The organism is Paenibacillus sp. FSL L8-0494 (assembly GCF_038003695.1).
In the GTDB taxonomy this organism is placed as follows: domain Bacteria; phylum Bacillota; class Bacilli; order Paenibacillales; family Paenibacillaceae; genus Paenibacillus_AQ; species Paenibacillus_AQ odorifer.
The window spans coordinates 4,143,600-4,169,333 of sequence record NZ_JBBOPQ010000001.1; the positions used below are offsets into that span (position 1 = coordinate 4,143,600).

At 43.8% G+C, this 25,734-nt stretch carries 25 protein-coding genes; 10 read left to right on the forward strand and 15 right to left on the reverse strand.

Annotated features, from left to right (window positions below):
- The first annotated feature begins 23 nt into the window (after positions 1–23).
- Positions 24–938, forward strand: a complete 915-nt coding sequence (locus tag NYE35_RS18780; protein ID WP_341121871.1) for a helix-turn-helix transcriptional regulator — start codon at positions 24–26, stop codon at positions 936–938.
- A 76-nt stretch (positions 939–1,014) separates the two neighbouring features.
- Here the strand turns inward: NYE35_RS18780 and NYE35_RS18785 are convergent, their stop codons facing one another.
- The 5 genes from NYE35_RS18785 to NYE35_RS18805 all read right to left on the reverse strand — a co-directional run bounded on the left by NYE35_RS18785 (position 1,015) and on the right by NYE35_RS18805 (position 7,842).
- Positions 1,015–1,851: a carbohydrate ABC transporter permease gene (locus NYE35_RS18785; protein WP_170914270.1), complete on the reverse strand. Its 837-nt coding sequence runs from the start codon at positions 1,849–1,851 to the stop codon at positions 1,015–1,017.
- Between the two features lies 1 nt (position 1,852).
- Positions 1,853–2,791, reverse strand: a complete 939-nt coding sequence (locus NYE35_RS18790) for a carbohydrate ABC transporter permease (protein WP_076098942.1) — start codon at positions 2,789–2,791, stop codon at positions 1,853–1,855.
- Positions 2,792–2,874: 83 nt separating this feature from the next.
- On the reverse strand, positions 2,875–4,224 hold the full coding sequence (locus tag NYE35_RS18795; RefSeq protein ID WP_036688291.1) for an ABC transporter substrate-binding protein: 1,350 nt from the start codon (positions 4,222–4,224) through the stop codon (positions 2,875–2,877).
- Positions 4,225–4,426: 202 nt separating this feature from the next.
- Positions 4,427–6,208 carry a cache domain-containing sensor histidine kinase gene (locus tag NYE35_RS18800; protein WP_076272704.1) on the reverse strand — a complete coding sequence of 594 codons (1,782 nt, stop codon included), beginning with the start codon at positions 6,206–6,208 and terminating at the stop codon, positions 4,427–4,429.
- A gap of 32 nt (positions 6,209–6,240) precedes the next feature.
- The gene (locus tag NYE35_RS18805; RefSeq protein ID WP_076274956.1) at positions 6,241–7,842 is read right to left on the reverse strand and encodes a response regulator; all 1,602 of its coding nucleotides are present in this window, start codon (positions 7,840–7,842) and stop codon (positions 6,241–6,243) included.
- 324 nt (positions 7,843–8,166) lie between these two features.
- Here NYE35_RS18805 and NYE35_RS18810 point away from each other — a divergent pair, with 324 nt between their 5' ends.
- From NYE35_RS18810 to NYE35_RS18820, 3 genes are all read left to right on the forward strand, one after another.
- On the forward strand, positions 8,167–8,649 hold the full coding sequence (locus NYE35_RS18810) for a MarR family transcriptional regulator (RefSeq protein ID WP_076106290.1): 483 nt from the start codon (positions 8,167–8,169) through the stop codon (positions 8,647–8,649).
- 156 nt (positions 8,650–8,805) lie between these two features.
- Positions 8,806–10,041, forward strand: coding sequence for an MFS transporter (locus NYE35_RS18815; RefSeq protein WP_038571831.1), 1,236 nt, complete (start codon positions 8,806–8,808; stop codon positions 10,039–10,041).
- A gap of 61 nt (positions 10,042–10,102) precedes the next feature.
- A complete protein-coding gene (locus NYE35_RS18820; protein WP_036688302.1) occupies positions 10,103–10,855 on the forward strand; it encodes a YdcF family protein in 753 nt (250 codons plus the stop codon).
- On the opposite strand, the gene ybaK is transcribed toward NYE35_RS18820, so the two are convergent.
- From ybaK to NYE35_RS18845, 5 genes are all read right to left on the reverse strand, one after another.
- Entirely contained in the window at positions 10,844–11,317 is a 474-nt protein-coding gene (gene ybaK / locus NYE35_RS18825; RefSeq protein WP_341121874.1) for a Cys-tRNA(Pro) deacylase, read from the reverse strand. The genes NYE35_RS18820 and ybaK overlap by 12 nt on opposite strands.
- A gap of 100 nt (positions 11,318–11,417) precedes the next feature.
- Complete coding sequence (locus tag NYE35_RS18830; RefSeq protein ID WP_036688306.1) at positions 11,418–11,669, reverse strand: YolD-like family protein; 252 nt, start codon at positions 11,667–11,669, stop codon at positions 11,418–11,420.
- Positions 11,670–11,754: 85 nt separating this feature from the next.
- Complete coding sequence (locus tag NYE35_RS18835) at positions 11,755–12,573, reverse strand: SPL family radical SAM protein (RefSeq protein ID WP_341031424.1); 819 nt, start codon at positions 12,571–12,573, stop codon at positions 11,755–11,757.
- Positions 12,570–13,103: a methylated-DNA--[protein]-cysteine S-methyltransferase gene (locus NYE35_RS18840; protein ID WP_076316954.1), complete on the reverse strand. Its 534-nt coding sequence runs from the start codon at positions 13,101–13,103 to the stop codon at positions 12,570–12,572. Before NYE35_RS18840 ends, NYE35_RS18835 begins: the two co-directional genes overlap by 4 nt.
- On the reverse strand, positions 13,093–13,713 hold the full coding sequence (locus tag NYE35_RS18845) for a bifunctional transcriptional activator/DNA repair enzyme AdaA (RefSeq protein ID WP_341121877.1): 621 nt from the start codon (positions 13,711–13,713) through the stop codon (positions 13,093–13,095). The genes NYE35_RS18840 and NYE35_RS18845 overlap by 11 nt, the downstream gene beginning before the upstream one ends.
- 213 nt (positions 13,714–13,926) lie before the next feature.
- Here NYE35_RS18845 and NYE35_RS18850 point away from each other — a divergent pair, with 213 nt between their 5' ends.
- Positions 13,927–14,469 carry a MerR family transcriptional regulator gene (locus NYE35_RS18850; RefSeq protein ID WP_038571837.1) on the forward strand — a complete coding sequence of 181 codons (543 nt, stop codon included), beginning with the start codon at positions 13,927–13,929 and terminating at the stop codon, positions 14,467–14,469.
- A 148-nt stretch (positions 14,470–14,617) separates the two neighbouring features.
- Here NYE35_RS18850 and aspA read toward each other — a convergent pair whose 3' ends face one another.
- Together aspA and NYE35_RS18860 are read right to left on the reverse strand one after the other, a co-directional pair.
- Positions 14,618–16,042 (reverse strand): aspartate ammonia-lyase, encoded by a 1,425-nt coding sequence (gene aspA, locus NYE35_RS18855; RefSeq protein ID WP_036689072.1) that lies wholly within the window; start codon positions 16,040–16,042, stop codon positions 14,618–14,620.
- Positions 16,043–16,442: 400 nt separating this feature from the next.
- Positions 16,443–18,119 (reverse strand): hypothetical protein, encoded by a 1,677-nt coding sequence (locus NYE35_RS18860; RefSeq protein WP_341121880.1) that lies wholly within the window; start codon positions 18,117–18,119, stop codon positions 16,443–16,445.
- A 229-nt stretch (positions 18,120–18,348) separates the two neighbouring features.
- Here NYE35_RS18860 and kduI point away from each other — a divergent pair, with 229 nt between their 5' ends.
- From kduI to kduD, 3 genes are read left to right on the forward strand one after another with little or no spacing between them, the layout of a single operon-like run.
- Positions 18,349–19,182 (forward strand): 5-dehydro-4-deoxy-D-glucuronate isomerase, encoded by an 834-nt coding sequence (gene kduI / locus NYE35_RS18865; protein ID WP_036688322.1) that lies wholly within the window; start codon positions 18,349–18,351, stop codon positions 19,180–19,182.
- 34 nt (positions 19,183–19,216) lie between these two features.
- On the forward strand, positions 19,217–19,972 hold the full coding sequence (locus NYE35_RS18870; RefSeq protein WP_038571843.1) for a DeoR/GlpR family DNA-binding transcription regulator: 756 nt from the start codon (positions 19,217–19,219) through the stop codon (positions 19,970–19,972).
- Positions 19,973–20,015: 43 nt separating this feature from the next.
- Positions 20,016–20,771 (forward strand): 2-dehydro-3-deoxy-D-gluconate 5-dehydrogenase KduD, encoded by a 756-nt coding sequence (kduD, locus tag NYE35_RS18875; protein ID WP_036688326.1) that lies wholly within the window; start codon positions 20,016–20,018, stop codon positions 20,769–20,771.
- 459 nt (positions 20,772–21,230) lie between these two features.
- On the opposite strand, the gene NYE35_RS18880 is transcribed toward kduD, so the two are convergent.
- Both NYE35_RS18880 and NYE35_RS18885 read right to left on the reverse strand, forming a co-directional pair.
- Positions 21,231–21,671 carry a hypothetical protein gene (locus tag NYE35_RS18880; protein WP_326046836.1) on the reverse strand — a complete coding sequence of 147 codons (441 nt, stop codon included), beginning with the start codon at positions 21,669–21,671 and terminating at the stop codon, positions 21,231–21,233.
- Between the two features lie 2 nt (positions 21,672–21,673).
- Positions 21,674–22,198: a hypothetical protein gene (locus NYE35_RS18885; protein ID WP_076146496.1), complete on the reverse strand. Its 525-nt coding sequence runs from the start codon at positions 22,196–22,198 to the stop codon at positions 21,674–21,676.
- A 142-nt stretch (positions 22,199–22,340) separates the two neighbouring features.
- Between NYE35_RS18885 and NYE35_RS18890 the strand changes: the two genes are divergently transcribed.
- Positions 22,341–22,991: an NUDIX hydrolase gene (locus tag NYE35_RS18890; protein WP_341121883.1), complete on the forward strand. Its 651-nt coding sequence runs from the start codon at positions 22,341–22,343 to the stop codon at positions 22,989–22,991.
- Positions 22,988–23,533: a GNAT family N-acetyltransferase gene (locus NYE35_RS18895; RefSeq protein ID WP_076098930.1), complete on the forward strand. Its 546-nt coding sequence runs from the start codon at positions 22,988–22,990 to the stop codon at positions 23,531–23,533. Before NYE35_RS18890 ends, NYE35_RS18895 begins: the two co-directional genes overlap by 4 nt.
- 49 nt (positions 23,534–23,582) lie before the next feature.
- Here the strand turns inward: NYE35_RS18895 and NYE35_RS18900 are convergent, their stop codons facing one another.
- On the reverse strand, positions 23,583–25,658 hold the full coding sequence (locus NYE35_RS18900; RefSeq protein WP_341121885.1) for a beta-galactosidase: 2,076 nt from the start codon (positions 25,656–25,658) through the stop codon (positions 23,583–23,585).
- Between the last annotated feature and the right edge of the window lie 76 nt (positions 25,659–25,734).

Sequence of the window (25,734 nt, forward strand, 5' to 3'; positions counted from 1 at the left end):
CTTTACAGTAAAAGAGGATTGAAATGATCTCGAATGATCCCGCTTTTCATAATTCTATTGATGGCCAGATGGCTCCAGACATTCAAGCGGCTTTCCATATCTTCGCCGCGCATTGGAGAAAAGTAAATCCGGATTGGCAATATCCCGTACACACTCATCCCATGTTTGAGATTAACGTTGTACTGCAGGGTGAGCAACATATGACGGTCGGCAATAAATCTTTTATCCAGCAAAGCGGTGATATTTTATTCATTCGTCCCGGTGTAGAACATAGCAGCCTCGGTTCGAATGCTAGTCGTGACATGACTTATTACTGCCTGCATTTTGATATTGATGATCTGATTTTACGGCGAGCATTATTAACAGCAGACGCTGTTAGTCTAAGTGGGAATACCCCGGAGCTGCGAGCCATTCGTTCCGCTCTAGATGTGATCATTAATTCTTCCATTCTGTCAGAGTCAAAGGACACACACAGAAATCGTCTGATTACATTGCATGCTTCGCTGCAACTTCTAACCGCACTCAGCGGCTGGGTACTTTCGGAAATGCCCCTTCTGGCAGATACAGAGGCTACGGAAAATACCGTCGCTCTAGCTAACGCGATCGAAGGACTGCTGCAAGAATCTGTCTCCACCGCTGCAAGCACAGGCGAAAGAGGCGGCGGTATTGAGCACATTGCGGCAAAGCTTGGATACAGTACAACTCACTGCAATCGTGTTTTTCACCAAATTTATGGCATGTCGCCAAGACAATATTTATCCCGCTTGATCATTCGTCACGCCAAACTGCTGCTAATGGACAATAACCTATCTGTCGAATCGGTCGCCCACCGGCTGGGGTACCGGGATGTGTCCCATTTCAGCAAGCAATTCAAACGCTGGACAGGTCTCCCGCCAATGGGCTACCGCCGTTTAACCGCGAATCCAAATACGCTTTAGTGATTGTTTCGCTTACAAAAAAAGGGATGTACCCCGCAGCCCACTAAGTGGTTACAGGATATATCCCTTTTATGAATTAACCCTTCGTTGCACCAGACGCAATCCCCTTAACAAAATACTTCTGCAAGGCGATAAACACAATCAGTACAGGTACAACCGACATTGCTGTTCCTGCAAAAATCATATCCCAACGTGAGGAGAATTCTCCGATATAACGGTAAATTTCCACGACCATAGTTTTAGCCTGTCCTGAAGGCAATACCAGCATCGGCATCAGGAAATCATTCCAGATTCCAAGTCCGTTTAAGACCACCATACTGGCTGTGACGGGTCCTAGCAGCGGGAAAACAATTTTCCAGAATATCGCATAACGAGAACATCCGTCGATCTCCGCCGCTTCTTCAATTTCTCTAGGAATGCCTTTGACAAAGCTTGTATACAGCAGGCATCCAAAGCCCACCGCACCGGCTACATAAATTAGAATTGGACCGGCAAGGCTGCCGTATAACCCCAGCATTCTAAGCTCTTTAAACAGAGGAATCATATACGCCTGAAAAGGGATCATCATTCCTGCTAAAAAGTAAACGAACATGAACCGAGTCCATCTGGCATTTCTGCGTTCAATTGCGTAGCCCGCCATCGGAATAATCAAGACCTGTGCCGCAATAGAAACTGCTGTCAAAATCAGACTATTCAGAATAGCCCGTGGAAACTCTGTTTCGGTTAACAGATATTTAAAGCTGTCCAGATAAAGGGTTTTCGGAAAAGCGATTGCATCCTTCATAATCTCTGCATTACTCTTGAAGGCTGACATTAAATTAAAGAAAATAGGAAAGAAAAAGATAATAGCCACTAATAATGTAACAATGAAAAGTGCGATTTGCCCAACTCTTTTGCGTGTCTGCATCGTCATCTTAGAGCTGCACCTCCCGCTTCTGGAGAACCTTCACTTGGAAGACTGTAATGATGAGTATGATTAAGAACAAGACCATCGCCAGTGCAGTACCAAAACCTTGTCTTAATTCACCAAACCCGACTTTATAAATAATATAAGTTAATGTCTCCGTCTCAAAGCCCGGACCACCATCGGTCATGACGGCAATCTGATCAAAAATCTTCAAGGCGCTGATCATCGATAATACCATACATACAGTCATTGACCCCGCAAGCAGCGGAAAGGTAATGTGCCGGAACTGTTGCCAGCCCCCTGCCCCATCAATACTGGCCGCCTCATTTAATTCCTGCGGAATGCCTTGCAATCCAGCGAGGTAAATGATCATATAATAACCCGCGCCTTTCCAAACGGTAGACAAAATAATCGACAGCATCGCATATTTAGGATTGCCCAACCAATCCACAATCCAGCTTCCGAGTCCAACAGACTCCAGGATCTGATTAAATACACCAAAGTTGTAATTCAGGATCATCGCCCAGACGAAACCCATTACGATCCCACTAAGCAACGTAGGGAAATAAAATACACTTCTGAATAAATTCCGGAACCAGCGTACCTTATCGACCATCATAGCCATTGCAATTGCTGCAATATTCTCTAGAACAACAAGTGAAATGGTCATGATCATCGTATTTTTCAGTGCGTTATGCACCCTTGGACTATTCCAAATTTCCACAAAGTTAGCGAAGCCGATATACCTTACGTTGTCGCTAATGCCATCCCATGAGGTGAAGCTTAAATAGACACTCCCTACCGTAGGGACGATAACGAACAAGGTGTACAAAATAAATGATGGCAATATGAACAGCAGAGCGTAGGACTGCCATTTTTTCTTTTTCTTTTTCTGCTGCTCAGTGCCTATCAATGACTTGTCAGCATTTACTGCGGATGTAGCCATGGCTACTCTCCCTCCCTTAAAGACCGCGCTTGTTAAAAAGAGAACCTCTGCAGCAGCAGAGGTTGCTCGATCAGGCGCTGCTCTTACATCTGATTAGCTTTCACTTGGTTGTCATACTCTGTATCCGCATCTTTCATGTACTTCGCTACATCTCCATCTTTTACCACGAGATCCTGCAACAGTTTGTAGTACCAGTTACGGAACTGTGGAGGGATTAGATTGTCTCCCCACCAGTTATTGATCGCCAAGGATTTCACTACATTCGGGTCAGCAATAAGATCTAAAGCCACTTGCATTTGTTCACTTGTGTCATAGGTTACTTTCTCTTTTGTTGAAGGAATCGCATTTATGGTTGCTAAATAATTCGAATACTGTTCTGGGGCGAAGAAGAAACGGATAAAGTCTTTAATGGCTTCTGTTTTGTCTGCATCCTTAGCGGCTTCAGCCGATAAAGACCAGCCTGCTGGTGACGGAAGACCAATGACATTGATTTTCCCTTCACGGTCAGGAAGAGCATAGAAGCCAAATTCAAAGTTCGGGTCCGCTTCAGCGATTTGTGTAAACATCCACGTACCGGAGTACAATTGTGCTGCTTTGCCAGAAACAAGAATCGAAGCGGTCTGATTGTCGCCCGTGCTGAGCCAACCTTTATCTACATAATTCTTGAACAATTCTTTGAAGTCCGTTATGCCTTGAACTACATTAGCATCTGTGAAGCTGACCGTTTTAGCGGTACGTTTGGAATTCCAATCTGCATCTTTCGAGTAGACCTCATCAATCAGGAATTTGTTAACCCAGAAACCCATATGGAAAATATCTTTTCCACCTACTACAATCGGAGTAATGCCCGATGTTTTCAATTTCTCTTGGATGGCGATGAATTCGTCATAGGTTTTTGGAAGCTCGGTGATCCCTGCATCCGCATATGCTTTTTTGCTGTAGATAATCCCTTGGGGAGCGTTCACTTGCAGCGGTGCGTTCCACACCTTACCATCCACTTGTGGTGGGGCTTCGAACAAATCTAGCAGATCGGAAGGCAGCTCTACAATCTTACCCGCATCGGCAAAAACTTCTGTATCACGCATTTCCACCAGGTCCGGGAATTCACCCACAGCATCCTTTGTTTTAAGCCAATCAAGATAGGCAGCGGATGAAGTTTCGCTCAAATCTTTAATAGTGACATTCGGATTAGCTGCTGTAAACTTTTTGACCGTATCTGAGATTGCTTTTTTGGTGGCCGGATCTCCGGAGGCGTAACCTATCGTAAAGCTAACCTCTTTTTTGGTCTCTTGTGGTGTATTTGAAGGCGTTTCGGATGCTGGCGTATCGGTTGCCTTACTCCCTGCATTATTATTATTTCCACCGCAAGCAGTCAAAACTGTTGTAGTGGCGAGTAACAATACGGATAGTTTCATCATTGTTTTTTTGTACATATCATAATAGCCTCCCCTTTTTGTAAACCGTGGAAACTGAAGCAAGATGTGCGCATCATCTCTCGAAAGCGTTTCCGTTGCTAATAGAATAGCATTCCTTATAAATAGTTAGAATGAACTTTTTTAAGCGGGATATGCGGTGAATTTAAGAATAAGTAAAAAAAGAACGAAAGACCGCAGTCTTCCGTTCATCGTCCATCCTTTACGCATTCTCCGAATCTGAGATTTTATAAGGGTCCTCTACAATCGGAAGCAACAATAGAATCGATGTCCCAATATGCTCCCGACTGCTGATGGATAATCCGTATTCTGCACCGTACACTGTACGAATTCGTTCATGTACATTTTTTAGTCCAACATTTTTGCTAGGCGAACTAGGCTCTTCCAAGGTTTCAGTCAACTGCTGTACCTTTTCCTTGCTCATACCGATTCCATCATCATAGATCGTAACCAACAACATTTCATCTTTCTTTTCGATCGTCAATCCAACTGTCCCTCTGCCTTGACTGCGCAAGCCATGCTGGATAGCATTTTCAACTATCGGCTGAAGTGACAATTTCAGAATGTACCAGTTCAGATCCACTTCGGGTGAGAGATCGACTACAAGCTCAAATTTATTCTCATACCGCACAGAGATAATATAGAAATAATCCCGTAGATGCTCCAGCTCCTGTCGTATGCTTACCCTATCCTCTCCATAGTCGATTACATATTTCAACTGGTTAGAGAGCGATAAAATCATATCTGCGACCTCATCATTATCTTTATCCACCGCATTCATTCGAATGACTTCCAGGGTGTTGTATAAATAATGCGGACGAATCTGGCTTTTCAGAGCATTTAACTCCGTTTGCTTCTGCTTGATCTGGGCAACGTAAGCTTCATCGATATAGGCTTGTAAACGCTCGACCATTCGGTTAAAACCATGGCTAAGTCTACCCATTTCATCATTGCTGTTCACGACCATCTGGGTATCCAAATTACCGGATTCTACGATAGCCATTTGCTTAATTAAGTTCCGAATCGGAGCAGCCAGCCGCCTAGAGAACCAGACGCCCATGATGATCATTGCAATCGCACAAATAAACATCGCTATAAACACCGTCGTACGGGCTGAAAAAAGCTGATCGAATAAATTCGCCCGATGAATTCTGGCAGTCACCGTGCCTTTAAGAAAAGGAATCTCTTCACTGAGAACGATCATCTCCTCGTCCTTTTTAGCCCGAAAAGATTCTCCATTCGCTGACCTTGTCTCATTCGTGAAATATACATTTCCGTCGCCATCCAGCAGAAATAATTCATCCTGTCCCCCCAGATTTAATTCTCTGAAGAACTGATTAAATAACGAAACATCCACGTCCATAAACAAGGTCCCTACTATCTTGGGATCTTTGGTGACACGCCCAGAAATATCAATTAAAGTACGGCCGATAGTGAACACACTGCGCTTTGAACCTGTGTAATATTCTTCGGAATGGGTAGGGAAAATTGCCACTTGTGAAGGATTTGGAGCCATTTTAGTTAACCACTCTTGATAAGGCAGCAGATCAAAGTTGACCCCTCTGTTTTCTTTTTCCTGATAGTAGAGCTTATCGTCTGACTCCCTATGAAAATAAACACTGGTGATGTAGGAATCACTGTAGAGAACTGTTTTTAGAAAGGTTTCAATAGGAATCGTATTGATCTGCTCCAGCTCATTTACATTATAGGTTTGATTCTGTGAATAACTCTCGATAAAACCTTCATATCGTCCCGTATACATCAGCTTAGAGACCTCATTGTACTGATTGAAGGCAGAATTCAGATTATAGCTCATATATAGTACCATTTGCTGCAAATTACTTGTTGTGTAACGCTCGACATATCCGGAAAAAGTCTGCACAGAAATGTAACTAAGTGCAAAAAGCGGAATTAAGCCGACTAATAAAAAGGAAGCGGAGAATTTAACAAATATACTTTTGGATCTTCGGCCCCAGATAAACATGAATGAAGGCATCCCCTTTGCTATCCATCTGACTATTGGCTTTTGAAGGATTGCTTATATTCTTGTGGCAGCTTGCCATATTTCTTCTTAAACATATCGCTAAAATGCCGGGCATTGTTGTAGCCTACACTATCGGCAATCTCATAAACCATCATATCGCTTTGCAGCAATAAACGAAGGGCATGATTCATCCTCACCTCAGTGACATAATTCTTAAAGTTCTGTCCGGTATGTTTTTTGAAAAAGCTGCTGAAATAATAGGAATTCATAAACATCATCCCTGCCATAGATTCCAGTGTAATATTTTCTGGATAATGCTCCTCAATATAAGCCTTCACCTGGGAAAGCTGCTTCAGTTCCTTATTGCCCATGCGACTGGCAATTTGTCCAGACATTTTGCTCAAAAGCACACGGAAATCTTCCTCCACCTCTTGAAAGGTAGAATAATTAGCCAATCGTTCAAGAATCGGATTTGTATCCTGAAGTGATGGACCTGCCTCCACACCAAATTGAATAAGCTCCTGTTCAAGCTGCAAAAATGTATTGTATACGGTAGAAACGGCTTGGTTTCTATTTCCGTCTGCCATCTGCCGGATCGTCTGAAATAATCGCAGGCACTCCTGCTCAATTTGTTCTTTATGTTGTGATTTCATGGCAATCCCAAGGGCGGACTGGATTTCATGCAGCGGAGTTTGAATCAATGATTCACTCTCATACCTGCTCTCTTTAACAGAAATCACACGATTAGGCCCTGTAAAATATTTATAATTTAGCGCTTTCAAAGCTTGACGATAAGATTCATCAGCATCATCCATACCGTCAACAGGATTGCCTACTCCAAGGGTCACCTTTAATTTCAGAAAACTTGTGATTTTGTCATGGAGATCTATGGCAATTCCCGCTGGTTCCTCAGCATGCTCATGCTGGAGCAGGATACAAAAACGTTCCCCTTTACGGAACATATAACTATTATCGCTTTGCTCCACGGTTTCTTTAATAATGTTAGACAGTGCAAAATCAATCAGCTTACGTTCGCGTTCTTCCCATCTGGAAGGCTGCCCCGACGATTCGTCCGTCTCTACCAAACAGATACTGACGTAGCGACTTAGCGCAATAATCCCCATATCAAGCAAGGTGTCTGCTGTCCCCTTATTGCCGTCCGTCAGCTTGTCGAGCAATTCTTCGATCGTTAATCTGCGGTTTCTCTGTTCATAATGGTTTAGCTTCTCTTTGTTGCGCTCGCCTTCTGTTTCTTGACGAATAAGGGAAACGGCTTTGCTCACAACCTGTTCCAGCTGGTTTTTGTTCACGGGCTTCACCAAATAATCCAGCGCACCATATTGCAGTGCTTGACGGGCATACGTAAACTCTTGATAAGCGCTTATAAAAATAACCTTCACCGCTCTGCCAGCTTCATGAATCTCGCGGATGATATCAATCCCTGTATATCCTGGCATGCTTATATCACTAATAATCAGATCAGGATCACAATCCTCGATCTGTTGTTTCAGCTCTATTCCATCACTGGCCTCTCCAACAATGGTCAGTCCAAGCTTCTCCCATGAAATCAGTTTTTTTAGGCCTCGCAAAATCACCGGTTCATCATCTGCGAGCAGTACCCGGATACTCTTCATTATGCAGTCCTCCTACCTTCGAGAAATCATCCCACAGCTGTCCAATCATCTTAATCTTATGATAACAGACAAACAATCTTTGGTGCAGCTTCAAGCGGATGAACTTTCTTAAGAAGAAACCGCAGTTTCTTAAGATTAATTTATTTAAGCTTAAAAAGGTGGCGGGCGTAACTGCGGGGAATGTTTGGACTTCCGCCGTTACTGCTCACCTGTTATTTTTATCTAAAGTTCAATAAAACAAACTATCCTCTACTTTAATATTGTTGAAATAGAAACAAAAAATCAATATAATTTGTTAATGTAAGAGCGCTGGGAGGACAGGCCATGAATAAAGAAGAACAGGTCATGATGGGTTTCAGGGACGTATATAACAAGATGGTTTGGCTTAATAAGGATAAGATGGAAGACAGTCTTAAGGGTTATAAACCTTCTGAAGTACATTGCATCGAATACATTGAAAAAAATGCAGATTCCAACGTCACAAAACTTGCAGAGTCCTTTTATATGACTCGCGGTGCCATAAGTAAATTAACTAAGAAGCTCATCCAAAAGGGCCTCATCGAAAGCTACCAAAAATCGGATAACAAAAAAGAAATCTATTTTAGGCTTACTGAGCAAGGGAAAGTAATTTATAACGTCCATGAGGACTTGCACAAAGAGTTCCAAGAGCGGGATAAAGCCGTATTTGAGCAGGTAACTGAGGAGCAATTTGACAGTATGCTTAGCTTCGTAGAAAAGTATAGTAGACATTTGGATGCAGAAATAAAGAAACAGGGTATAGATTTTAATCCGAATAAATTCGAATAATGAAAATGAAACTCCATGCAGCCGGGCTCTTATGAGTAAGGCTGCATTTTTATGTACAATATTTTGTTGACACGGAAACAAAGACGTGATAAAAATGGTGATGTACCAAATTTGTTTCCAAGGAATCAAAACATCAACTTTTGAGGAGAGAATTTAATGTTCAAATTCAGATCACATAATAAACAGAACATAGATCAATCCGTAGATAAACACGCTCTAATCTTCGGTTTGATCTCTGTGTTTCTGTGCGGAATAGGCTTCAGTATCATCATGCCCGTTGTCCCCTTTTTAGTGCAGCCTTATATAAGCAATCCGGGAGAACAGGCTATAGTTGTCACACTGCTGACCTCTGTTTATGCAGTCTGCGTATTTTTTGCAGCCCCTGCACTTGGAGCTTTGAGTGACAAATACGGGCGTCGTCCATTACTTTTGGTATGCCTTTTAGGTTCCGCAATTGGGTACTTTGTTTTTGGGATAGGAGGAGCGTTATGGGTACTTTTTGTTGGACGCATAATAGAAGGTATAACAGGCGGAAGCATAGGTACTATCTTCGCCTATTTTGCTGATATCATTCCTCCAGAACAGAGAACTAAATACTTTGGCTGGGTGAGTGCGGTAGTAGGTGTAGGTACCGTCATTGGTCCAACGCTAGGCGGATTACTTGCCAAGTTTGGTTATTCTGTACCCATGTATTTTGGAGCCATAATAACCTTATTGAATGTTCTTTACGGATTCTTTTTTATGCCTGAGAGCCTTGACAAGAACAATAGACTGAAAGAAATTACCTTGGTAAGACTGAATCCATTTACACAGCTTGCAAGCATATTGTCCATAAAAAACTTAAAAAGGCTACTGGTCTCAGCATTCTTACTTTGGATACCCAACGGATCTTTACAGGCTGTTTTTTCACAATTCACAATGGATACTTTCAGCTGGAAGCCTGCACTAATCGGACTGATGTTTTCAATTATGGGCTTCCAAGACATCCTTTCACAGGGTTTCATCATGCCTAAGCTTTTGCTGAAACTTAGTGATAAACAGATCGCAATTCTTGGAATGGTTTCGGAGATTATAGGCTACAGTCTCATTGCGCTATCTGCTTTGTTCTCATACTATCCGCTTTTTATCGCTGGAATGTTTATATTTGGTTTTGGGGATTCGATTTTTGGGCCTTCATTCAATGGGATGCTCTCCAAGTCTGTCGATTCTAGTGAACAAGGAAGGATTCAAGGAGGTAGCCAATCTATTCAGGCTTTAGCCAGAATGATTGGACCTGTCATTGGAGGTCAAATTTATGTATCACTTGGTCATGCCGCACCCGCTTTTATGGGGATGATCCTGATAGCTGCGGCAATATCCGTTTTGTATAAGGATACGCGTGTAAATATGTAATCTTGCAATCTCATGTTACAATACAACCTGAACTTATATTTTTAGAAGGCGGTTGATACTGTTGATTTACATCATCAAATTTGTATACAGCTTTGTGCTTCCTCCCGGTCTGTTTATCGTGCTTCTGCTAGGTCTAGTCATTTGGTTATGGAAAAAAAACCGCCGGCCAGCACTAGTTCTACTCGGGGTTACACTATTAATGTATTTCTCCATGACACCCTTAGTCAGCGATGCGCTGATCGGCAGTCTAGAACGGAAATATCCGCAGCCGGATACTTTGCAAGGAGATGTCATCGTCGTACTCGGCGGGGGCGCCAGCTCTGGCACACCGGATATAGATGGCGAGGGCAATTTATACGGATCAGCAGCAAATCGCCTGCTTACTGCTGTTCGCCTCCATCGGCAGACAGGTCTGCCAATCTTATTTTCTGGCGGACAAGTATTCTCCGACAGTGGTAATGAAGCGGATATCGCGCAAAGACAACTACTGGGTCTCGGCATACCCGAAGAGGATATCCTGATCGAGAATCAATCCCTCAACACGGAGCAAAACGCTGTAAATACCGCAGCCATCCTGCAACAAACCGGACTTAAAAAACCTATACTAGTTACTTCAGGTTTTCATATGTCCCGAGCGATGTTGCACTTTAAGAATGCGGGGCTAACAGCGCAAGCCTATCCTACGGATTATATCGCCAGCGCTGATATTGCACTGCAGCCCGCCAAGTTCAGTCCCTCCCCAGGAGCGATCTCCACAACAGGGTTAGCATTGAAGGAATATTTAGGCCAGCTTGCTGCTCGGCTATTTGATTAGTTCTGTAAACTTCGCATGCACAACCTCAGCGAGTAACTGTGGGGCTACGTCCATTTGCTGGCCAATCTTCCCAGCGCTGACAGCCATCGTGTCCAGCCCTTCTGCACTGCTGTCAATGAACGTGGGGTACAGCTTTTTCATTCCAACAGGTGAACAACCACCGCGGATATAGCCTGTCCATTTCTGCAGATCCTTCACTGGCAGCATCTCAATTTTTTTCTCTCCGGCGGCTTTGGCCGCCTTTTTGAGATCCAGCTCTTCGGCAACCTGGATAACAAATACATAAAGATTCGCACCGCTATGAGCGACCAACGTTTTAAAAACCGTCTCTGCCGCCTTTCCAATCTTCTCAGCCACAGCCGTGCCATGGATGAGTCCATCTTCATTGTCATAAGCGAACACTTTATAGCCGATTTTTTTGGCATCCAGCATTCTCATTGCGTTGGTTTTGGTTACTTGCATTGTTGACCTACCTTTCAATATCCTCTATTCCTTAACTTTATGATCAAAGAGGCCCCAAAGCTAATATAGCTTTCAGGACCTCCTGTTGCTGCCGTGCCCATTAATCTCTGGGATAATTAACCTGCATGATATCCATAAAAGGAACTTTTATGATTTCTTCATGATTACTGAGGTGTACTTTCCCGGTTCGCGAATCCATTTCCACGATCATGCCGCGTACCTCTTCTTCTTTTCCCCATACGGTCAATAAAATCTCAGAACCTTCTTGCTTAGCTTCAACTAACTGATTACCTAACTCCTCAAGCACAAATTCATCTCTTGTGGGCCGCTTGGCCACCTTTGCTTTTGCCACACTAATCCTCCAATAAGCTATTACGGATATTAAGTATATTAAATACTAAGTATGAATGCTCTCATTTATTATACCATGTTTCAGATTAAGGCTCGAACCCCTTCTGGCTCAAGAATAGCTCCTCTTCGGAAAAAACTTGCTGAAGTCCTTCATACACTCTGCGATATGCTGCAGGATCATACCAATCTTCCAGTTGAAGCTCTTCATATAGGGAATAAATCCCTAATCTCCGTGTGCGTTTGCCGCCGCTGCCGTCGCCCATAAAATAGTCATCCACACAGACTCTATCCACCAGAGCCCTTAAGGTCGCTGGAAAAGCTGGACTGCTTGGCAGTACTGGCGCTATAGTAGCTTGAACAGGGATGCCAGCTTCACGTAGAAGCTGTAACGTCTTCAGTCTTGCCGCAATGGGTGGAGCGCTTGGTGTGAATTTTTGCTGAATATCTTCACGGTCTGTTTCTATAGTTATACTTACTCGAACCTTATCCTCTAAACGTATTAATAAATCTATATCTCTGCGAACCAGCGGACTACGGGTCTGCACGAATAGGAAATCGGGCGGGTCTTGTACCATAACCTCCAGTAAAGATCTCGTCACCTGTTCCTTGTGCTCTACCGGTTGATAGGGATCTGTGCTTGACGACATAAAAATAGAGACGGGACCTTTCGCCTTCGCTTTGTGCAGTTCTTTTTGTAAAATCACAGCCGCTTCTTGTTTAACATCTACCCACGTCCCCCACTCCTCTTTGCGGAACAGCGAGACAGGCATCTGGCGCACATAACAATAGGAACAGCCGTAAGTGCAGCCCGTATATGGATTTAAGGAATGACTGTAGCCTGACAGATAACCTGTTCCTTTATTCAGCAAGGTTTTTGGGGAGGTGTAATTGGACTCTATTTTCATATATCTGCTGTATACTCTCCTCTCTCCAATTGGAGTAGCTTGGTCTTCATATCCAAACCACCCCGGTATCCTGTTAATGTCCCATTCTTACCAATAACCCGGTGGCAGGGCACCGTAATCAGAATCGGATTCGCACCAATGGCAGTCCCTACCGCGCGCACCGCAGCTGGTTTTTGTATATGTGTGGCAATATCCGAATAGGACCAGGTTTGCCCATATGGAATTTCACATAACGCCTTCCATACCGCAAGCTGAAAAGGAGTACCCTGATAATCAAAAGGAATGCCGAAGCTCTGCCGGTTCCCTTGCAAATATTCACTAAGCTCCCTCACATAAGGCGCCATCTTCTCATCGTCCTGCACCAGTTCACTCCCCGGAAAACGACGTCTAACCCATTCACTTAATTCCTCAAAGGGTTGCTGCTGCGAACCCACATAACTTAACCCATTCTCTGTGGCAGCAATATAAAAACTCCAGTCCTTATCGGTTAATAATGTCCAGTATAGAATAGCATTTGTTTTATTCTCCATGATTCTTTCCCTCCAAAATAAAATCAGAAGCCAACGTTACTTTCTGTTTGTTAAGCTGACGAAACTGTGTAGGCGTATACCCCGTTTTTTTCTTATATAAAGTAATAAAATATGACGTATTGGGCAGACCCACGCGTAATGCAATCTCAGCAACTGCCTGCTCTGTAGTAAGCAAATACTCAGATGCCTTAGCGATTCTCTTTTGCTGTATATAATCCACAGGAGTGATTCCCTTTACTTTCTTAAAGGTTCGATGTAAATGATAAGGACTGCCATGACATACCTCAGCTAACGTTTCAAGGGTGAGGGGGGCCATATAATTATGATCAATGTATTCAGTCATCAAAGCTACCCATTCCTTATCAGGAAGACGCTCACCTGTCGGTTTACATCTTTTGCAAGGACGAAATCCGGCTGCCAGCGCTTGTTCAGCATTCTGAAAAATACACGCATTCTCCCGATTGGGTGCTTTGGATTTGCAGGAGGGTCGACAAAAAATTCCTGTAGTCTTCACCGCATAAAAAAATATGTCGTTATAAGCAACATCGTTTTGCAAAATAGCCTGCCATTGCTCCTCAGTCATTTGTTCCTCATCTTCAATCCTGTTCATCGCCTTCACCTCTAATGCAATTATACCCCTGAGCAGGCTCATCTGTACTCAATTTGGAATGGAAAAGCAAGATAGTGAAATCCAAAAGGGTGAGATTGCTCGTAATTACACTTTGTTTAGCGAATACGCACTACCTTTGTCAACCGTGCAGGGAGCCGCTGCTGGACAACGAATATTACTCATAACATGACTACGTGAACTGGAGGAATCGAAATGGATATTCTAAAAACAAAAGATGCCGCAGAGCTGATGTCAGTTAGTATAACAACAATTAAACGTTGGGCTGCCATGTTCCCTGATTTTTTTCCAAAAGACCGATTTGGCCATTATGTTTTCTCAGAGCAGCAAATCGACCTGCTCAATCATATTAAAGACCGTATTAATCACGGAGAAGCCTTGGAATGTATACAACTCACACTCACGAATGAGCAGCAAATTGCCACATCACAACAGGAAAATCCACTACAGCACACAGATGCTGAGCCTATGAAGGATATCTTGTCTCGCATCAACAATGTTGAACGTGCACTCGATCAAAAAGCCGACGAAGTAGTATTGATACAACTGCTACAGCAGCGTGAGGAGCTTGAGGATCTACGAATAATGATCAAGCAAATAGCGGCATCCATAGAACCGTTGCAAGTGTCTAACGGCAAACCGCTCACCTCTTATGAAAATTCCCAGTCCACTACCACTACCAGGCTAACGGCTCCGCCAAGAAAACGCGGCCTGTTACGTTCTTTATTTTTCTTTTAAGCCTGAAATGTAAAAAAAGAACCTACTTCAGACAATCCCGAAGTAGATTCATATAAGTAAAAACATATTTAGGATCTCCCCCTGTCACCCTAAACGGTGGCGGGGGGTTTGCTTTTTCCTAACAATAAGCTCGATCCTCCGGAACATTCTACTCTTTATGCAATAAAGCTGCTCCTGCAATCCCCGGATGTGTCATTTCGTAAGGATCCAGAATCAGATTAAGCTCTTCTTCGGTTAGCACATTATATTTAATGCACAATTCCCGTACAGATTCCCCAGTCAAAATCGCCTCTCTAGCAATCCGCGATACCACTTCATACCCCAGATGCGGGTTCACAGCCGTAATGATTCCGACACTCCGCTCCACGTCCCGCTCAAGCTTTTCCTTATTGGCTTCAATCCCAGCCAGACAGAAGTCTGTGAAGACTTGGAAGGAATTGTTCATGATACTGATGGACTGAATGAGATTGAACACAAGCACAGGCTCCATAACATTCAGCTCCAGTTGACCCGCTTGGGAAGCCAGACAGATCGTATGATCGTTCCCTATGACTTGAAAAGCCACCTGATTGATGACCTCTGCCATAACCGGGTTAACTTTACCCGGCATAATTGAAGATCCAGGCTGGCGTGCAGGCAATGAAATCTCATTAAACCCAGTCCGCGGACCGGAGGCCATCAACCGCAGATCATTAGCGATCTTGGACATGTTCATCATGCATACTTTTAGGGCAGCAGACACTTCTGTATAGGCGTCCGTATTTTGGGTGGCATCGACGAGATGATCTGCCGTTACGAGTGGCAATTCACTGATCTCAGCTAAGTGCTCTACCACCAATTCAATATAACGAGGATCAGCATTTAATCCTGTACCTACTGCTGTTGCCCCCATATTGACTTCATACAGATGATGGCGTGTATGTTCAATACGTTTGATATCTCTTTCCAGCACTCTGCGATAAGCCTCGAATTCTTGACCCAGACGAATCGGCACTGCATCTTGAAGATGTGTCCGGCCCATTTTTATCACAGGATCGAATTCATCCGCTTTTACCGCAAACACATCATGCATTCTGTGCATCGTTACAAGCAGCTGCTCCAGCAGTGAAAGTGTGGCAATATGAATTGCCGTCGGGAACGCATCATTTGTAGACTGCGCCATATTTACATGTGAATTGGGGCTTAAGTGACGATAGTCTCCTTTTTCATGGCCAAGCAGTTCTAAAGCACGGTTAGCAATAACCTCATTCGCATTCATATTTAACGAGGTACCCGCACCACCCTGAATAGGATCTACAATAAATTGCTCATGCCATTGACCCTCGATGATTTCTTCTGCTGCTTTCACTACAACCTCTCCAAGCCCTCGATAGAGACGGCCAACTTCCATATTTGCAAGCGCAGCGGCTTTTTTTACAATCCCCATCGCTTTGATTAACTCTTTGTGAACCCGATAGCCCGTAATAGGAAAGTTCTCGACTGCGCGTAGTGTCTGAATCCCATAATAAGCGTTCTTATCTACCTGTTTACTGCCTAGAAAGTCATTTTCTACACGAAATTCAGTTTCAATCACTGTTATATCCCTCGCATTCATTATGATTAGGTTTATTAGAAAATAAGTAAGCGCAATCATTTCTATCTCACTTAGATATTAACCTTTATTGTGACAAATGTCTCTCAGAAAAATAGGGTTTAATGTAATTAATTACTATTTAGTAACCTAACACCGCTATTCTAAAGGGAAATGTGCTTAGGGAGGATTGAATTACCAAATCGTTAGGTCTAGTTTATCCAGATAAATTGTCGCTCACCCCAATTATAAGTATTTTGGACAAAATCACGTTTACGGATACTTAGGTATCTATTGCGGGCTGTGCAATGGGGCATCACATCCTTTCATGTACCTCCTTATTAAAGAAGCCGGCCAAAAAGGCCGACTTGGATTACTATTTATCACAGCAATTGTGTATTTTTTATACTGAATAATGATCTAATGAGATCTGGATTCCATTAAGCTGAGCTTGCGGTAATTCTGACTCCCTACTAATACTCAGAACTAAGCTTTCACCATCCATGTTGGTATAATTCGCTGCTAATCCCTCTCCCACTTCGAAATTCCTTTCTTTATGAGCCATAGCTGCGGCAAAAGCCTCTAAACCAATAATACCACATTCAGCCGCTTTCTTAATGCCCAATGCTTCAACGATCACACCACCCGGCATCCCTGCGACTGATACCTCTATGAATCTAGACCGTTCCTGCAGCTGATAAGAGTGAGATAAATAAATAACAACATACGTCTCACCAACCTGCCCGTACAATGTGTTAGGCTCTTGTTTCCATTCCCCTTGGGGAAGTACACCGATGATCGTATTCTTTTCACCCTGGGGGATTGGGAATAGAGAAATGATGACATTCTTGTGATAGAGAACCTCCATATAACGGCTTTGATGGCGGGGATCTCCCTCATTGTAGCCTTGTCCCGGGTGGAAGAAATACAGCTGATTTGCGCCTCCCTCTCCACTCACAGGTAACGAAAAAGCCCAGCGAAGCTGCTCATTATCGAATTCCTCAACCCGCTCCCACATCCCGCCTGCTGCAAACTCTTCTGTAATATAAGCATAGGAATGAAGCAAAGGCTGCGGCTGTGGATCCGTTGGGACAACCTTCTGAGTAATCTTCCTTACTTCCACTGGTGACTGGTGATTCATGGCTGCGGCTAATATTTCATCGGATGCTTGATAGAATAATAAACCGGCATACTCCGTGCGCGGCATCATCTCAGGCAGCTGGAAATCTCCAAACTGAACATAATCATGAAGCACATTAGCATCGCCGGGAACATCATGCGGCCAGCCTCTAGAATGCGCACCAACCCAAGCGCCACGCAGATAGAATTCAGCTCGTACATTCCATAAATGGTCAAGCATTTCTTTAAGGCTTGTAGTAAGCTCCGTATCCTCAGGCGGGACAAGTTCCAACGCACAGGTGAATGCCTGCACCCAATGCCAAAACCACGGAAGACTGCCGTATTCCGGCATCCCTTTAGTACGAATATAAGCCAGTGTATCCTTCAGACTCTGCCGGCCATCCTCAAGCAATATTTCATCCGCAAACATGGTGCCAAAAATCAGCTTAACAGCTGTATATTTAGCTTCATGATGCCCAAAAGTAACCACCGGCTTACGGTAGAAATCACTGCGATAAATATGTCCAAACGCTGTATTCAGAACTATGCGAAGTTGAGCGTTTAATGCTCCTCCGTATCTTTTGCAAAAATACGCCAGCAGGTTGCCCATAAGCTCCACTGGTAACTCATGCGGTGACGCATCTCGCGGCACTGGATTTAATCCGAGTGGCCAATGGCCGTATAACTCCGTGCCAGGCTGCCGGTTCTGAAGCATTAAGATCTCCAGCAGCACATCCTGTGCTTTCTGTTTCGCTTGCTCACGATCAAAAGGCAGCTCAAAAGAATCATCAACAGCCGCTGCAAAAAGATACGAAGCATAATAAAAGTTATTTCGCACATCATCATGGAACCAGAGTCCACTTTCCAATAAAGAGCGTTGCTCCGCTTCCAGTGCTATATTAAAAATAATTTCTTTCTGACGTTCCTTATAAGTACTCTGGATATTTTTCAACCCCGGCATTACTTTTCAACCTCCATCATTTCAGTTTTATATCATCTTCCGGCATTCATGAAAATCGAGCATAATAGCTCTATTGTGCACACTTTCCGTTCATTTTGCAATTGGAAAAACCAATAAATAAACATAAATAAACGAAATAAAAAAGATTAGTACTTGTAAAATGAACATAAATGGACTAAAGTGTACCTATACGAACGATAATATGTACACAAAGGAGATTGAACATTCAATGGAAAGACGTTTCGCATCCCATCCTAATGAAGTAAAACAATTTGACACTGAGCGCCTCCGTAAGGAATTCCACATTCCCGTTATTTTTGCACCTGATGAGCTAAAGCTTGTCCTAACTCATGAAGATCGTATGATCGTTGGTGGAGCTAATCCTGTAAAAGAAGAGGTTGCGCTAACTACTGACCTTAAAGAACTTGGGGTTACTTATTTCTTGGAACGCCGTGAACTGGGCATCATCAATGTCGGTGGTAAAGGCTCCGTGGTTGTAGATGGCACAGAATATGAAGTAGATTTCAAAGAATGTCTTTATGTAGGTCAAGGCTCTAAAGATGTAGTCTTCAAAAGTGCAGACGCTTCCAAGCCTGCTAAATTCTATTTGAATTCTGCTCCTGCCCATCAGTCCTACCCTACTACCAAAACCACACTGGCCGATTCTGAATCCGGTGCAATGGGTGGTCTGGAGAACTCTAACGAGCGGACAATCCACCGCTTCATTCACACAAATGGTGTACAAAGTGCCCAACTGGTTATGGGTATGACCCAACTGAAACCAGGCAGCATGTGGAACACCATGCCAGCGCATACCCATCCACGCCGGATGGAAGCCTATTTCTATTTTGATCTTCCGGACGATTCCGTTGTGTTCCACCTGATGGGAGAACCTGACGAAACCCGCCATATCGTAATGCATAACGAACAAGCAGTTATTTCTCCAAGCTGGTCCATCCACAGTGGTGTCGGCACTCATAACTATACTTTTATCTGGAGTATGGCTGGCGATAATAAAAGATATGATGATATGGACCCCGTATCCATGAAAGAATTACAATAGAGATAAATCAATTACGGAAAGATGAGGCAGGCGGATGAACCCGATACGACGACACGAGATGATTATGGAAGTTATGCTGAACCAAAAAGATGTAACGGTGAATGAACTGAGCGATAAGCTTCAGGTTACTGGAAAAACAATACGCGAGGATTTAAGTAGGCTGGAGGAACAAGGACTGATCGTACGTGTACATGGCGGAGCTGTGCTGGCACAAAGCGACCAGTTTGGTATTTTGCCCTCCAAGGACCCGCTGGATAAATACTCTGACGAGAAGACGGAGATTGCCTTGCGTGCGCTTGCTCATATTGAACCGGACGATATTATCGCTCTTGACGGCGGTAGCACCACGCTTGAAATTGCTCGGCGTCTGGACAATATGCCACTAACGGTAGTCACCAATGATGTATACATCATCAGCGAACTGGTTCCCAAAGATAACATCCGTCTGGTCGTTCCCGGTGGTTATCGTGTCCGTAATATGTTGGCTGGTCCTGAAGCCGTCTCCTATGTACAAAAGCTTAATATTCAAAAAGCATTCCTTTCTTCGACTGCTATTCATATAGAGCATGGACTCTCCATTTATACAGGAGATTTAATTGAGTTCAAGCAAGCCCTTGTATCTACAGCCCGTAAGGTATTCGCGGTTGTAGATCATCATAAATTCGGCCATACTGCACTGCGTACCTTCGCTTCCCTACAAGAAGTTGACGTGATCCTGACGGACAAAGGGCTCTCCCCCGAAACGGCAGAACAGTTCCGCAGTGCAGGCGTTACAATTGAATGCGGGTAAACCCGGAATAACAATCCATCTACAATAAAGGGGCGTAATTTATATGTCATCATTATTCAGCTTGGCAGGTAAAACAGCTATTGTAACAGGCGCAGCTCAAGGTCTTGGACAAGGAATCGCGCTTGCATTTGCAGAAGCCGGTGCAGATGTTGCATCAGTCTCCCTTAATTCGAGTGAAGAAACTGTAAATGCAGCAAAAGCTTTTGGAGTAAAAGCAGTTAGTATCGAATCTGACTTAAGTGATCATAGCAAGCTGCAAAGCACTTTTGACCAAGCGCTAGAGCTGACCGGACATGTTGACATTCTCGTAAACTGCGCCGGAATGATCCGCCGTGCACCGGCAAAAGATCATAGTGAAAAAGACTGGTTTGATGTAATCAATTTGAACCTGAACACAGTGTTCCTTCTGTCGCAAATTGCAGGCCGCCACTTCCTGGAAAGAGGATCCGGCAAAATCATTAACATCGCCTCCATGCTCTCCTATCAAGGCGGAATCAATGTCCCTGGTTACACTGCGAGTAAACACGGGGTTGCTGGTCTTACTAAAGCTTTTGCCAATGAATGGGCAGGCTCCGGTCTGAACATCAATGCAATTGCACCAGGTTATATGGCTACTGAAAATACCGCTCCAATCCGTGCCGACCAAAGTCGTTCGGACTCTATCTTAGACCGTATCCCTGCAGCACGTTGGGGAACGCCTGATGATGTTAAAGGTCCTGCCGTATTCTTGGCTTCCGCAGCATCTGACTACCTGAACGGTCACGTTCTTAATGTGGATGGCGGATGGATGGCTAGATAATCCATACAAAAATGGGTGTCCCATAGGGGCACCCATTTTTGTGTGTGGATATGAAGCACTATCGGACTCAACTGACTGTTCTGCACACGCAATAGCTAAAAGACTCAACTGAGCGATCTGCACATGCAGCACCTAAAGGACTCAGCTGACCGATCTCCATACGCAGCAGTTAAAAGACTCAACTGAACAATCTGCACACGCAGCAGCTAAAGGACTCAACTAACCATCTGCATACGCAGCAGCTAAAGGACTCAGCTGACCTTATACACCGTTTTATCCGCTATTTGGATAGCTATCGGACCTCATAGCCGCTATTGGTGCAAAAAAAGCTAATTATAAGCTCCTTCCTGAGCTATAGCGACGCTGGAGTCCGAAAACCTGCTTAATAGGCGTTAAATTCGCAAATAGGGGCATCTGGGTCCGAAAATCTCAGTACCAGTGGTGGTTGATCCTTCTGCGTCATTTAAATAAGCTTGCAATGCAATTCACATCAAAATCACTAGTCATTCTAAAGTTTCCCGAACTGTATTTGTCCTTTTTATCAAGATTTGTTACATACAAGAAGTTAGTATCTGTAAGATTCATGCCAATTCTCAAGCTGTTATTCACAATAATACTTATCCAGTAGGTCTCCGTAGATTTGTCCAAAGCACTACTTCTTCTCAATTTTACATCTGAAAAAGCATAAATGATCTTTTCAATTTCCTTCGGATCTTCAATCACTACCTTTTCATCCACTGAGTATTTCTCAATCTCGATAGAGGTGATTTCTGTTTCGTCGATTTGATCCAACACTAAATTCTCAAATGAATTATAACTATGGTAGAGATTAATGATTACTGGGATTTCGATCAATAAAAAAATAAGTACGAGAAATACATAACGTTTCTTCATATTCATAATTATGAACACCCTATTTCTACAAACTCCTCTGGATGAGAGCGAATATATTCGCCAATTATTCTATGCGTATTTGGTGTCAGGTTCTTATATCGTTCGAATAACCCAGTAATTACTTCTAACAGCTGAGGGTCTCGATCCAAATCCGTGATGGCAGCATCCGCCCACTCTTTACCCAGTCGATGATTTCTTTCCTCGAGAAATGTCTTTGTTTCCTGAAGCAAAAGAATCATGGGTGAATCGTCAAAAAATCGTATGCCTCCTATCACCCCTGTCCAATACCCTGGCAGGTCTTGCATGTAGGAAATCCAAGCATAATACTCCCCTTCGGAATTACAGCTGTGACCATATAGCACTCTGAACATACATAATGCTTGTTGCCCCTCTGTGAGCTTCGAGATCACTTCTGATTTGGTCGATGGCGATTTTCCGCGAATCAGCTGAAAGGTAGGCTCCATACAGGCCCATCCTAACCTTTCATCACTTAAAGTGTCCAAGTCTTCCTGCTTCATGGCTACTAAATTCATTTAACTCCTCCTTTGATTAACATCCAAAAATATACATATCTTTCTTAACGATGTCAATAAAAATCACTTAGGCACATGAAGCAATTCGATCGTTTTTATGATAGGCTTTAGGTAGTAGATATTTTCACAAAGGAGCTTTTCTATGCATAATGAGATACTTACTATATTTGATGAAGGCGGTCACCGAATCGGTACAGCTCCACGGGAAGAAGTACACCGGTTAGGACATTGGCACGAGACCTTCCACTGCTGGTTTATAAACAAAACCCAAGAAATCCCCTATATTTATTTACAGCTTCGTAGTGAGCAGAAACAAGAATATGCAGGATTGCTGGACATCACGGCCGCTGGACATTTGCTGACACACGAAACGGTAGATGACGGGATTCGCGAGGTTCAAGAAGAACTCGGTTTGGAGCTAGCTTTTGATGAGCTGATTCCCTTAGGTACAATTCCTTACTGTATGATCAAAGAAAATCTAATCGATAAAGAACGAGCGCATGTTTTTGTTTATAACAGTCCTTATCCACTGGACGATTTTAAGCTGCAAGAAGAAGAGGTCGCAGGAATTGTTATCACAAAGTTTGCGGACTTCCGAAGCTTTTGGCAGGGAGAAATACATAGTCTACAAATCAATGGTTTCAAAGTCGATTCAAACGGGCAGAAAATCAACATTCAACAGAGTGTGGATCGGACTCATTTTGTGCCTCATGAAGCAGCTTATTTCACTCGGATCATTGAGGGCATCGAAGCAATAATTCTAACATCAACCATCGTCACGGAGGACATATGATCATTAATCCTCAAACATCTACAGTGAATGGAATCCAATACAGCATTAGATCTGCTGCCTCAAAAGACGCTAAGGTGTTGTCTGAATTAAGAGTACGTATCGATGGAGAGACTGAGAATTTAGATCGGGAACCAGGCGAAGCCTTTATTGACGAAGAAGGATTTGAACAGCTTATTCAAGCCGATTCAGAGAAAAATAATAACCTCTTTCTAGTCGCAGTAGTGGATGATCAAATCGTTGCGTTCTCCAGATGCGAAGGTTATCCCTTAAAAAGATTCGCTCATAAAGTAGAATTCGGAGTATGTGTGCTGCAGGAGTATTGGGGATATGGTATTGGAAAAAATCTTCTTGGCGAATCGATTGCCTGGGCTGACACTAACGGTATTCAAAAGATCACCCTAAATGTGCTGGAAACGAACACCAATGCTATTAAGCTTTATCAAAAGCTTGGCTTTGAAATCGAAGGGATTTTAAAGAAAGATAAACTTCTATCGGACGGCAAATTGTATAACACCATTATGATGGGAAGAGTTAAGAACTGATTCTATTCAAAAAAAAGGCAGAACCTGAAACTCAGGTCCTGCCTCTTTATTATACTAATGCTTTACGCTTCAACATCGCAAGTCCATTCACCGCTAGATTCAATAGGGCCGGAGCTGAAAGACCTGATTCCAAGTCTGTGTATTCCGCTCCATCCAGCTCTACCGTTTGCGGACTGCCGCTGAAATTTTGCACAAAAACATAATCACTTTCGCCATCTGTGCGAAGTTGTGCAGTCACACCTGCTGGAAGATCACTATCCATCGCACGGGTAATTCCTGCCTTAGATGTGATCGCTGCGTATAGCTCAACATAGAATGAAGTCTCTTTCACCCGGGTAGCAAGATGGTACGCATTTCCTTCACCGAAACGATTGACTGTAAGCGCTGGACGGCCTGCATAGAAATCGTTGCGATAATGCCCCAAAGCCTCTGCACCTTCCAAATGAATCAGCTCGGCAATCTCATGCGCATCGTAGTCACCGCTTAGCTTAAGTTTATTACCTGCCTCCATCACTAACCCGTTCAGATCACGGCTGTGCAGCCCTTCTGTCTCCTCTGCCCAAATCCCCAGTGTTCTGCGCAGTGGACCAGGGAATCCTCCCAGATGACATAAATCCGTTTCGTTAACTACTCCTGACCAATAGGTTGCGAGGAATGTGCCGCCTTGCTCCACATATTTCTCAATTCGCTTTCCATTCTCTTCACTAATCAGATATAACATAGGTGCAACAACCAGCTTGTAGGCAGACAAATCATCTCCAGAGCCTATAATATCAACTGGAATGCCCAGCTCCCAAAGTGCACGATAATGCTGCAGCACCGTCTCCTCATAACGTAATCCGGAATTACGGATGCCTTGCGCATCCTTTATCGCCCAGCGGTTGTCCCAATCGAAAATAATCGCCGTCTGCGCCGGAGTGGACGTACCCACTACTTCCGTCATTCCCGCCAGCGTCTTCCCTACTTCCGCTACATCTTGGAATACTCGAGTCTCGGAGTGGCCACTGTGGTCTACAACTGCACCGTGGAACTTCTCACTTGATCCGCGGCTTTTGCGCCATTGGAAATACTGCACAGAATCCGAACCATGCGCTACCGCTTGCAAGGAAGACAGCTTGTGCATTCCGGGACGTTTTAGCTTACTGACCGATTGCCAGTTCGTAAGGGATGGCGTGCTTTCCATCAGCAAGAACGGTTTCTTTTTAAAAGAGCGCATTAAGTCGTAGTGCATCGCCGTCCATGCTGCCAATCTAGTATCGTCACCGTCTTCGGTATAATGCCAGTCTGGATAAGCGTCCCATGAGACCACATCCAAGATTTTGGCCAGCTCGCGGTAATCAATACCATCGATCATATGCATATTCGTCGTAATAGGCAGCTCTAGATTGTACGGACGAACCGTATTGATCTCGTGCTGGCAGAAGTCAATCGTCCGTTCACTAACAAAACGCCGCCAGTCAAGATTCAAGCCGTGTACTTGTGTCTCACCATGTGGAGCTGGGGATTCAATCTGTGACCATGAAGTATAGGTATGGCTCCAAAAAGTAGCCCACCAAGCATGATTCACCTCATCCAAACTGTTATTATATTTCACCTTCAGCCATTCTCTAAAAGCATCCTGGCAGAGCTCACAGTGACACTCCCCACCGAACTCATTCGAAATATGCCACCCGATAATGGCTGGATGCTGGCTGTACCGTTCCGCTAGCTTTGCATTCAGAATTGCAGTTTTCTCACGGTACACTGGTGAGGTAAAGCAATGGTTATGACGGAAGCCATGCAAATTGTGAACACGGTTACGCTCCACTCTTAAGACTTCTGGATATTTTTGCGACATCCATGCTGGGCGGGCACCACTTGGCGTTGCCAAGATAGCGTAAATCCCATTCTCTGCAAAAGAATCAAGTACACCATCCAACCATTCGAAAGTGAACACACCCTCTTCTGGTTCAAGAGATACCCACGAGAAAATGCCTACGGACATGACATTGCAGCCCGCCAGCTTCATTAATCGGATATCCTCACGCAATACTTCCGGATATTTAAGCCATTGTTCAGGATTATAATCAGCACCGTGCAGCATAACTCCAGCTTTACTGCTTATCGGGGAATGTTTTTTATTCATTGTGTACGATCATCCTCTCAATTCTGCCCATTTATGGAATGGGACTATTCTCTGATGACAGGCTAGAAGCGTAAGC